Annotated in this window: 12 protein-coding genes; 1 reads left to right on the top strand and 11 read right to left on the bottom strand. The window is 72.0% G+C overall.

What is annotated here, in order from left to right; all coding sequences use genetic code 11:
• Positions 1-2: 2 nt before the first annotated feature.
• The 11 genes from AC08OP_RS14675 to AC08OP_RS14625 form a co-directional block, all read right to left on the bottom strand.
• Positions 3-1,367 (bottom strand): acetyl-CoA carboxylase biotin carboxylase subunit, encoded by a 1,365-nt coding sequence (locus AC08OP_RS14675; protein WP_476614710.1) that lies wholly within the window; start codon positions 1,365-1,367, stop codon positions 3-5.
• Positions 1,368-1,371: 4 nt separating this feature from the next.
• Positions 1,372-1,896 (bottom strand): acetyl-CoA carboxylase biotin carboxyl carrier protein, encoded by a 525-nt coding sequence (locus tag AC08OP_RS14670; RefSeq protein WP_476614709.1) that lies wholly within the window; start codon positions 1,894-1,896, stop codon positions 1,372-1,374.
• Positions 1,893-3,587 carry an acetyl-CoA carboxylase, carboxyltransferase subunit beta gene (gene accD / locus AC08OP_RS14665; RefSeq protein ID WP_476614708.1) on the bottom strand — a complete coding sequence of 565 codons (1,695 nt, stop codon included), beginning with the start codon at positions 3,585-3,587 and terminating at the stop codon, positions 1,893-1,895. Before accD ends, AC08OP_RS14670 begins: the two co-directional genes overlap by 4 nt.
• A 54-nt stretch (positions 3,588-3,641) precedes the next feature.
• Positions 3,642-4,577: an MBL fold metallo-hydrolase gene (locus AC08OP_RS14660; RefSeq protein ID WP_476614707.1), complete on the bottom strand. Its 936-nt coding sequence runs from the start codon at positions 4,575-4,577 to the stop codon at positions 3,642-3,644.
• The gene (locus tag AC08OP_RS14655) at positions 4,574-5,425 is read right to left on the bottom strand and encodes an aromatase/cyclase (RefSeq protein WP_476614706.1); all 852 of its coding nucleotides are present in this window, start codon (positions 5,423-5,425) and stop codon (positions 4,574-4,576) included. The genes AC08OP_RS14660 and AC08OP_RS14655 overlap by 4 nt, the downstream gene beginning before the upstream one ends.
• A 52-nt stretch (positions 5,426-5,477) precedes the next feature.
• Positions 5,478-5,729 carry an acyl carrier protein gene (locus AC08OP_RS14650; RefSeq protein ID WP_476614705.1) on the bottom strand — a complete coding sequence of 84 codons (252 nt, stop codon included), beginning with the start codon at positions 5,727-5,729 and terminating at the stop codon, positions 5,478-5,480.
• Between the two features lie 102 nt (positions 5,730-5,831).
• On the bottom strand, positions 5,832-7,052 hold the full coding sequence (locus AC08OP_RS14645; RefSeq protein ID WP_476614704.1) for a ketosynthase chain-length factor: 1,221 nt from the start codon (positions 7,050-7,052) through the stop codon (positions 5,832-5,834).
• On the bottom strand, positions 7,049-8,317 hold the full coding sequence (locus AC08OP_RS14640) for a beta-ketoacyl-[acyl-carrier-protein] synthase family protein (RefSeq protein ID WP_476614703.1): 1,269 nt from the start codon (positions 8,315-8,317) through the stop codon (positions 7,049-7,051). The genes AC08OP_RS14645 and AC08OP_RS14640 overlap by 4 nt, the downstream gene beginning before the upstream one ends.
• A 65-nt stretch (positions 8,318-8,382) precedes the next feature.
• A complete protein-coding gene (locus AC08OP_RS14635) occupies positions 8,383-8,568 on the bottom strand; it encodes a hypothetical protein (protein ID WP_476614702.1) in 186 nt (61 codons plus the stop codon).
• 55 nt (positions 8,569-8,623) lie between these two features.
• Positions 8,624-8,809, bottom strand: a complete 186-nt coding sequence (locus AC08OP_RS14630; RefSeq protein WP_476614701.1) for a hypothetical protein — start codon at positions 8,807-8,809, stop codon at positions 8,624-8,626.
• 159 nt (positions 8,810-8,968) lie between these two features.
• Entirely contained in the window at positions 8,969-9,364 is a 396-nt protein-coding gene (locus tag AC08OP_RS14625; protein WP_476614700.1) for a BBE domain-containing protein, read from the bottom strand.
• Between AC08OP_RS14625 and AC08OP_RS14620 the strand changes: the two genes are divergently transcribed.
• Positions 9,268-9,497, top strand: a 230-nt coding sequence (locus AC08OP_RS14620) for a DUF6444 domain-containing protein (RefSeq protein ID WP_476614699.1), incomplete at its 3' end; no start/stop codon positions are given. The genes AC08OP_RS14625 and AC08OP_RS14620 overlap by 97 nt on opposite strands.

Raw genomic sequence — 9,497 nt, 5'->3', positions numbered from 1 at the left:
GGTCAGGTGGGTGCGGTGTCGGCGGCCAGGATCTGCTCGACCAGGCGGGTGTCGTGGCGACCGAGCCGGAACGCCTGATCGTCCAGGACCCGCCGCAGGAAGTCCTTCGTCGTGCGCAGGCGCGGCCCGGTGACCTCGAACTCGTCGAGCGAGCGCGCCATCCGGGCGAGCGCCTGGTCCCGGTCGGGCGCCCAGACGATGACCTTGGCGAGCAACGAGTCGTAGCTCGCCGACACCGTCGCGCCGGGGAACGCCGCCGTGTCGACCCGGACGAACGGGCCGCCGGGGGGCACGAACCGGTCGAGCGGCCCGGGGGCCGGGGCGAACCCGCGCTCAGGATCCTCGGCGTTCACCCGGCACTCGATGGCGACGCCACGCATCTCGATATCGCCCTGTCCGAAGGGCAGCGGTTCCCCCGCGGCGACCGTGAGCTGAGCGCGCACCAGGTCGATGCCGGTCACCGCCTCGGTCACCGGGTGCTCCACCTGGATGCGGCAGTTGACCTCCAGAAAATAGAAGCCGCCCGCCGGGTCGAGCAGGAACTCGAAGGTCCCCGCTCCGACGTAACCGGCGGCGAGCGCGCCCCGCACCGCCGCCTCCCCCATCCGGTCGAGGAGGCCGCCCGGCACATGCGGCGGCGGCGACTCCTCGATCAGCTTCTGATGGCGGCGCTGGACGGTGCAGTCCCGGGCACCGAGATGGACCGCGTGACCGAAGAGGTCGCACATGATCTGGATCTCGACGTGGCGGGCGCCGTCCAGGTACTTCTCGACGTAGACCTGGCCGTCACCGAAGAGCATCTGCGCGCTCGCCCGCACCCGCGCCCACTCGTCGCCGAAGCGGTCCGGATCGCGGATCAGGGCCATCCCGCGCCCGCCGCCGCCGGCGGACGCCTTCACGATGACGGGATAGCCGATCCGCGCCGCGAGCTCCCGCGCCTCGTCGACGTCCGTCAGGGGCTCCAGACTGCCGGGGAGCAGGGGCAGCCCCACGGACGCCATCAGCGACCGCGCCGAGACCTTGCCGCCGAGCCGGGCCATCACAGCGGCCGGCGGGCCGATCAGCGTGACCCCCTGTGCCTCGCAGGCCTCGGCGAAATCCGGGTCCTCGGACAGGAACCCGTAGCCGGGGTGGATGGCCTGCGCCCCGGTCTGCTCCGCCGCCGCGAGGACCGCGGCCGCGTTGAGGTAGCTCCTCCTCGCCGGGCCCGGCCCGATCTGGACGGCCTGGTCGGCCGCGCGGACGACGGCCGAGTCCCGGTCCTCGCTGGAGTACACAGCAATCGTGCGGATGCCCAGCTCCCGGCAGGCCCGCGCGACCCGCAGCGCGATCTCCCCCCGGTTGGCGATCAGTACGCTGGCGAACATCGCGTCACCTCGCCTCGACCGGCGCGAGCTGGAACAGCGGCTCGCCATACTCCACCGGGTCCCCGTCCTCCCGCAGGATCCTCTCGATCCGCCCGGCGCGATCCGCCTCGACGGGCAGCATCAGTTTCATCGCCTCCAGGATCGCGAGCTGCTGCCCGACGCGGATCACATCTCCCTCGGCGACGAATGGCTTCGCGCCGGGCTCAGGCCGGCGGTAGAACGTGCCCACGCTGGGCGCGCCGACCTCGTGTCCGACCGGCCCGGGTGCGGGGGTGGCGCCGGACGGCACGGCCGCGGGCGGCACGGCCGGCACGGCCGGCGCGGCGGGCGTCCACTCCACCTCGACGACGACATCGGCGACACCGACCCGCAGCCGGCTCGGCTGGCTCGGCGTGGCGTCGAGCAGGCCGCGGGCCACCTCGCCGACCTGGGTGAGCAGCTCCACCGCGTCGACCGACGCGGTCGCCCCGGACGGGGCGCCGACCGATCGGATCTCGATCGTGGCGGGCCGCGTCTCGTCGGCCGTCATGACGCCACCTTCCGGCTGATCGGCTGGTCGTGACCGAAGCGGCGGAAACGCGCCCGCCGCTCCGCGACCAGCTCCCGCTCGCCGAGCCCGGACAGCTCGTGGAGGGTCGCGACGAGCGCCGCCCGCAACCGGTCCGCCGCGCGCAGCGGATCACTACCGGTGCCGGCGTCCGGCGCGGGTACCACGGCGTCTGCAACGCCGCATTCGAGCAGGGCCCGGGCGTCGAGGCCGAGCGAGGCGGCAGCGCGCGGGGTGGCCGCCGGATCCTGCCAGAGGATCGCCGCGCAGCCCTCCGGGCTGATCACCGAGTAGACACTGTCGGAGAACATGAGCACCCGGTTGGCCACCGCCAGCGCCAGCGCCCCGCCACTACCGCCCTCACCCGTGACGACGGTCACCACCGGGACCGGCAGCGAGGCCATGAGGCGCAGGTTGGCGGCGATCGCGACCGACTGCCCCTGTTCCTCGGCCTGTCTGCCGGGGTAGGCGCCCGGCGTGTCGACGAGGGTGATGACCGGCAGGCGCAGCTTCGCCGCCAGCGACATCAGCCGGGCTGCCTTGCGGTAGCCGGCCGGCAGCGGCATCCCGAAGTTACGTTCGGCCAGTTCGGCGGGGGTATGGCCCTTCTGGTGGCCGATCACCACGACCGGCGTCTCGGCCAACCAGGCAAGACCGCCGACGATCGCCGGGCAGTCCCCGGAGAGCCGGTCGCCGTGCAGCTCCTGGAAGTCGCGGAACGCCAGCGACAGGTAGTCCAGCGAGGTCGGCCGGTCGAGCCGGCGGGCGCCGCGCACCTGGTCCCACGGGTTGCCGACGGGGAGCTGCCCGGGGTCGCGCACCAGCGGGACGATCTCCACCGGTGGCCGGTTCCGAGCCGGCCCGTGCTCCCGGCCGGCGGCGCCGGACCCGGCCCGCAACAGCCGCGCCAGCCGGGTACGCAGATCCCTGCGGGCCACGATGCCATCCAGGAACCCGCGTTCGAGGAGGAACTCCGCGGTCTGGAAACCGGGGGGAAGCTGCTGGCGGATCGTCTGCTCGATCACCCGGCGTCCGGCGAACCCCAACCGGGCCCCGGGCTCCGCGAGCAGCACATCGGGCAGGGTGGCGAAGGAGGCCGCGACTCCCCCGTAGGTCGGATCGCTGATGAGCGCGATGGTCAGGATCCCCGCCTCGTCCAGCTCGGCGAGCGCGGCGCTCGTCTTGGCCATCTGCATCAGCGCGATCGTCCCCTCCTGCATGCGCGCGCCCCCGGAGGCGGTCACGATCAGCAGGGGAACGTTGTCACGCAGCGCGGTCTCGGCCGCCCAGGTGATCGTCTCGCCGACGGCGGCGCCCAGACTGCCGCCGAGGAAACGGAAGTCCATCACGGCCACCACCAGCGGCGCCCCCTCCACGCTGCCCCGGGCGCACAGCACCGCCTCGGCCATGCCCGTCTCGCGGCGTGCCTGAGCGAGCCGCTCGACGTAGCTGCGCGTGTCCTGGAAGTCGCCGGGATCGTCCTGGTAGGCGGTCGGCAGGTACTCCAGGCTTCCCACGTCGAGCACCTGGGTGAGGCGCTGGCGGGCGGTGAGGGGGGCATGATGCCCGCATTCCGGGCAGACGCCCAGGTTGCGCTCCCAGCGCCGGCCGAACACCTGCGCCCGACAGCCCGTGCACAGCACCCACTGGGGACTGTCAGCGACCTCATCCATCACTCGTCTCCTTCGTCAACTCCAGCGCGGCGCAGCGTGCCCCCCACTGCGAGCTCAGGCCAGGCATGTCGGCAGCCGTCCGCCGTTGAACTCGACCATTTCCCCGAAGATCCCGACCACGTCGAGCGGGCGGCCCAGCTCGCCCCCGTCCAGTTCCGCGTAGGCGCGATGCAGGCAGCCGACGAGCCGTTCGGGATCGAGCAGGTGACCGAAGTCCCCCAGCCCGGCCTCCCGCGCAAGCTCCAGCGGGGCGAGCCCGGCCGCCCGGCCGTCGCGGGCCAGGCGCTGGATCCAGTGCAGGTACGCCTCGGTCTCGTCGAACGCCTCCGGGCCGCAGACGGGCCCGTGCCCGGCGACGAGCGTGTGCGCGCCCAGGGCCCGCAGCCGGGCCACGGCGGCCAGCGTCCCCGCGACCGAGCCCATGAGGACGAACGGGGTGCCCCCGGAGAGCACCACGTCCCCGGTGAACAGCACCCGCTGCTCGGGCAGCCAGGCGACCACGTCACCGGTGGTGTGCGCGGGGCCGACGTGGATCAGCTCGACCGTGCGGTCGTCCAGGTGCAGGCCGACTCGATCCCGGAAGGTGACCGAGGGCAGCGCCAGGGAGATCTCGCCCCACGTCACCTCCGGCCACAGGCGGGTCAGGGCCAGGCCGGTCTCGGCCATCTCGGTGCGCGTCGACTCGTGGGCGATGACCGTCACGGCAGCACCGAAGGCGTCGTTGCCGAAGGTGTGGTCGCCGTGATGATGAGTATTGATCAGGGAGCGGACCGGACCGGCTCCGAGCCGGGCGACGGCATCGGCGAGGTCCCGCGCCCGGCGTTCGGTGGCCGCGGTGTCGATGACGACACTGTGGTCCCCGGCCACCAACACCCCGGCGTTGCTCAGGCACCATCCGCCGGGTGGCTGCTCGTAGGCGTAGACGCGGTCCGCGATCTCGACGGTCCGCGCCGGCGGAACGCCCGGGATGGGGCGCAGCGCCGTGGTCATCGGGACGCCCTCCCGGGGTCGGGGGGGTCGAGCCGGACGCTGTGGCGAGCCGTCAGCAGCGCCGTACCGCCCGGACCGGGCCGGAAGCTCCACGGCCCGCTGTGGCCGAGCAGCAGGTCGGGCAGTACCCGCTGTTTGTAGGCGATGCGGCCGGGCAGGCACAGGCGGGTCGACCGGGTCGTGTGCGTCGAGCCGTCGGCCGTGCGGGTGTCCATCGCCAGGTCCTGGACGCCCGTCGCCTCCTCCCGCAGCTCAACGTGGAGCACATGCGGCAGCAGCTCGGGCCACCGGTCGGCCGCCCGCACGAAGGCGTAGGCGTCCGCGGGCGACCCGTCGACCTCCAGGGTGTCCTCGAAGGAGAAGAGGATGTCGTCGAGGGGATGACCGAGCTCGGCCACCTCCCGCAACGAGGCCAGCTCGCTTTCGCTGTTGGCGTCGAGCGTCGCGCGGATCCAGGCGTGCGTCGCGGGCGCGTCGTCCACCGCGGTGCCGTGATGGCGCAGCTCGACCCTCGTCCCGCCGGCCGCGAGGGGGACGAAGCGCCGGTCCCCGCCCATCGAGGCCACCGGCGGCTGGCTCTGTTCCTGGTCGAACGTCACGCGCAGCGAGCCTCGGTCCAGGGTGCGCCGCGAGGTCCACACCGACACCTCGCCGCCGACGGTGGCCCACAGCCGGAACCGCTCCTCCCCGCGGCCGTCCACGACCTCGTAGGCGAGGCGTTCGACGTGCACGGTCGGCCCGAAGATGACCGGCCATCGCGTCACGTCCGCGACGAGGGCGTAGACCTCGTGCGCCGGGGCGGCGATCGTCACCGCGTGTTCCGTCCGGTACTGCAGGGGATTGCTCATGAGCATGGTCTCCCAGCGATCGGCCGGGCAGGTACCTGCCTGACGCCCGGTCTCAGGGCCGGACGGCCTGGTTGACGGCGTCGAGCAGCAGGCGCGGCGTCTCAGCGTCCGCGATCTGATCATCCGGCAGTGCCACGCCGAACACCTGACCGATCCGCGCCGCCGCCTCCATGATCGCCAGGGAGTCGTAGCCGAGATCCTCAAAAGGCGTGTCGAGGATCTCCCCGTCGATATCGACGCTCTCCTCGATTCCGGCGCATTCGAGCAGGACCCGGCGCAGGTCGTCGAGTGTCATCGCGGTCATGTCATCATCCTCCGGTCGGTCGTTCGTGCTGGGCAGGATGCGGCCCGCACGGGCGGCGGCGCTACGGTCCCGCCGCCTGGGTTCGCCCGCGGTCCGCCGAGCTCACGCGGACGGCGCGCTGACCACGAGGGCCGAGTTGAAGCCGTGCCGCCCGCGCGCCAGGACCAGGGCGCGGCGTACCGACTGGCGGCGAGGCGCGCCGATCACCAGGTCGAGCTGGTAGTCGGCCGGTACGTCGCGGGTGCCCGGTGTCGGCGGGATCACCCCGTCCCGGATGGACAGCAGTGCGGTGACGAGATCGACCGGGCCACCCCCGCCGTAGAGCCGGCCGGTCAGCGCCTTGGGCGCCGTCACCGGCACCCCGTACGGTCCGAACACCTCGGCCAGCGCCGCGGCCTCGATCCGGTCGAGGTCCGGCGTCCCGGCCGAGTCGGCGAAGACGACATCGACATCCGCGGGCCGCACCCCCGCGTCCGTGAGCGCGAGCCGGGCCACCCGGGCGAGCCCCGGCGCGCGCCCCGATCCCGGTCTCGGATCGAAGGTCGCGGCGTAGCCGGTGATCTCGCCATAGGCACGCGGTCCCCCGCGACGGGCGACCGCGTCCGCCCGCTCCAGAATGAGGATCGCGCCGCCCTCGCCCGGCACATAGCCGTCGGCCCGCGCGTCGAACGGCCGATAGGCGTCGGCCGGATCCGCGCGGCGGCTCACCTGGCGGGTCGAAAGCTGGGAGACCCAGCCCCACGGGTCCAGGGCGGAGTCCATCCCGCCCGTGACCAGCAACGGGGTACCGGCGACGGCGCTGCGTCGCGCGTGCCCGACCGCGTCGAGACCGCCGGCCTGCTCCCCGACGAGCGCCGCGCTCGGCCCGCGCATGCCGTGGCGGATGGAGATCTGGCCGGTGTTGACCGCGTAGAACCAGGCGAAGGACTCGAACACGCTGACGAACTGCGGCCCCTGGGCCCACAGCTTCTGGAACTCCCGATGGGTGAAGGAGAAACCGCCGGAGGCGTTCGAGGTGACTACGCCCATGTCGTACTCGGGCAGGTCCGCCGGGTTGATCTTCGCGTCGGCGAGAGCCCGCTCCGCCGCGAGGAGGGCCAGCCTGGTCATCCTGTCCGTCTGCGGGAGCAGGCGGCTGGAGACGATCTTCGCGTCGAAGATGTCACGGACCTGACCGGCCAGTGTCGACGGGTACCGGTGCGGGTCGACGGCGGTGAGCGGGGCGATACCGCTGCGTCCGGAGAGGGTCGCCTGCCAGTGCCGTTCGACGTCGGAACCGGTCGGCGCGGCGATACCGAGACCGGTGACGACGATCGTGCTCATGCCGCCACCGGGGACTCGGCCCCGGGTCGGCGCAGGACCATCGCGCTCTGGAAACCCCCAAACCCGCTACCGACCGTGAGAACGTTGTTCAGCCGCCGGTCGCGTGCCGTCAGGGGCACGTAGTCGAGGTCGCACTCCGGGTCGGGCTCGTGCAGGTTCGCGGTCGGCGGGACGACGCCGTGACGTAGCGCGAGCGCGCAGGCCGCGATCTCGATCGACCCGATGGCGCCGAGGGAGTGGCCCACCATGGACTTGATCGAGCTGATCGGGACGTGGTAGGCGTGGTCGCCGAGGCTGCGCTTGTACGCCGAGGTCTCGTGCCGGTCGTTCTGCTTGGTTCCCGAACCGTGCGCGTTGATGTAGTCGATGTCGGTCGGGTTCACCCGGGACTGGTCGAGGGCCTCCCGGATGGCTTGCGCCAGCTCCCGGCCGTCCACCTTCAGACCGGTCATGTGGTAGGCGTTGCAGCGGGTGGCGAACCCGGTGATCTCGACGTAGCTGTCCGCTCCGCGGGCCCGCGCACGGTCGTACGCCTCCAGCACGAACATCGCCGCGCCCTCGGCGAGGACGAAGCCGTTGCGGCTTCGATCGAAGGGGCGGGAGGCGTGGGCCGGGTCGTCGTTACGCGGCGTCGTCGCCTTGATGGCGTCGAAGGACGCGACCACGATCGGCGAGACCGGGGTGTCCGCTGCGCCGGTGACCATGGCGTCGACGCTGCCCTCGGCGATCAGCTGGCAGGCGTGGCCCAGGGCGTCGATGCCCGAGGTGCACCCGTCCGAGACCATCGTCACCGGGCCCTCGGCGCCGACCGCCCACGCGACCTCGGCCGCCATCGCGCTCGGCACCAGGTAGTCGAACATGTACGGCGAGACGTGATCATGGTCGACGTCCCAGACCCGCCCGGAGTCGGACAGGACGAGGTACTCCTGTTCGAGGCTGGTCGCCGCGCCGACGGCGCTGCCCAGACTCACCCCCGTGCGTTCGGGATCCAGGTCCAGCCCGCTGTCCTCCAGCGCCTCGCGCGCGGCCACCACACCGAACTGGGCGGCCCGGTCCATCCGGCGGATCTCCCGCGGGGAGAGCCCCTCCGCGGCCGGATCGAAGTCCAGCTCGGCCGCCACCTGCGAGCGGTAGGGGCTCGGGCCGAAGAACGAGATGCGGCGCGTCGCGGTCCGCCCCGACGTCACGAGCTGCCAGAACTCCTTGCGGCCGGCGCCGCCGGGAACGCGGACACCGATGCCGGTGATGACGACACGTCTGTTCACTGTTCTCCTCCGAAATGACCGGCCAACCGGTGTGTCACGGCCTGCTCCGTTTCCTCGCCGTCCGATCAGAAGAGCTGGTCGTGGTCGACCCGACGCGACCGGTTCAGGATCCGTCCGTCCAGCCGGACGAGGACGTCGTGGACGACGCGGCTCGGTGCGATGGTGGGCTGTGTGTCGGGCCGGATCGTGCCGACCAGCGCATAGGCCGTCGACCGGATGGAAGCGTCGTCCCGCGGTTCGAGGTTCACCATGGTGACCAGTGCCGCCGCTGCACCCGCTCGCCCTCGAAACGCCTGTGGAACTCGATCAGGCCATGGACGATTCCGGCGCGGGTCCGGGCGGGTTCCCGGCCGGGTGTGTGGGCGAACTCGCCGTCCGGGTGAACGTGGCGGCGTAGGACTCGAAATCACCGCCGTCGAGCAGTTGCATCTGCCGGGCGTAGTGTTGCTGAACGTCGACGTAGAGGTCGGTGAATGTGAATGTGCCGAGCATCGACAACCTCCGGGTACGGATATCCGGCCGCCGCCGACCGGCAGTGGCGGTCGCGCGGTCACCTGGCCCGCGCTATCGCAGCGTCACACAGCGTCCTCGAGCTCTGCTGGAGCGACAGTCGACCATGGGTCGACAGGGATTCCACGCGCCGCGGCGGCCTCAGCCGGTGGGGCGCACGGACAGGGCATGGCGGAAAAGGTCCTGCGGATCCCAGCGCTTCTTGACCTGCTGCAGCCGAGGGTAGTTCTCCTTTGTAATAAAGCGTCGACCAGGCGACCGGGGACTTGTTCCAGGCAGGATCGGCCAGATCGATGTCCGGGTAGTTGATATAGGGCTCTTCGCAGGTAAACATTCAGCTTCATTGTTGATGTTGCTGTGAGTGGTTGGCGTTCGTTCCGGGTCCGACTGTTGGCTGATGCGTGGCGCATCGGATCTGGTGCGTGTGGTGACGTGGTGGGGTGCCGCCGCCGGAGGAGATGCCGATCGAGGGGCTGATCGCCCTCGTCCGCGCGCAGGCGGAGTTGATCGCCGAGTTGCGGGCGACGGTGGCGACACAGGCCAGGGAGATCGCGAAGCTGACGGCGAAGGTCGCTGACCTGGAGCGGAAGGTGTCGCGGAACTCGCGGAACTCGTCGTTGTCGCCGTCCACGGACGACGCGATCCCGGGGCGGAAGCCGCCCGGGCCGGC

This window comes from Frankia sp. CeRuru1 (assembly GCF_977966315.1).
This window is presented reverse-complemented; position numbering and strand designations above follow the sequence as displayed.

What these genes read in the sequence shown, in the direction of transcription:
- AC08OP_RS14655 (WP_476614706.1), bottom strand. Translation starts at nt 5,425, where the DNA reads ATGAGCAATCCCCTGCAGTACCGGACGGAACACGCGGTGACGATCGCC.
- accD (WP_476614708.1), bottom strand. Translation starts at nt 3,587, where the DNA reads ATGGATGAGGTCGCTGACAGTCCCCAGTGGGTGCTGTGCACGGGCTGT.
- AC08OP_RS14675 (WP_476614710.1), bottom strand. Translation starts at nt 1,367, where the DNA reads ATGTTCGCCAGCGTACTGATCGCCAACCGGGGGGAGATCGCGCTGCGG.
- AC08OP_RS14635 (WP_476614702.1), bottom strand. Translation starts at nt 8,568, where the DNA reads ATGGTGAACCTCGAACCGCGGGACGACGCTTCCATCCGGTCGACGGCC.
- AC08OP_RS14670 (WP_476614709.1), bottom strand. Translation starts at nt 1,896, where the DNA reads ATGACGGCCGACGAGACGCGGCCCGCCACGATCGAGATCCGATCGGTC.
- AC08OP_RS14630 (WP_476614701.1), bottom strand. Translation starts at nt 8,809, where the DNA reads ATGCTCGGCACATTCACATTCACCGACCTCTACGTCGACGTTCAGCAA.
- AC08OP_RS14660 (WP_476614707.1), bottom strand. Translation starts at nt 4,577, where the DNA reads ATGACCACGGCGCTGCGCCCCATCCCGGGCGTTCCGCCGGCGCGGACC.
- AC08OP_RS14645 (WP_476614704.1), bottom strand. Translation starts at nt 7,052, where the DNA reads ATGAGCACGATCGTCGTCACCGGTCTCGGTATCGCCGCGCCGACCGGT.
- AC08OP_RS14650 (WP_476614705.1), bottom strand. Translation starts at nt 5,729, where the DNA reads ATGACCGCGATGACACTCGACGACCTGCGCCGGGTCCTGCTCGAATGC.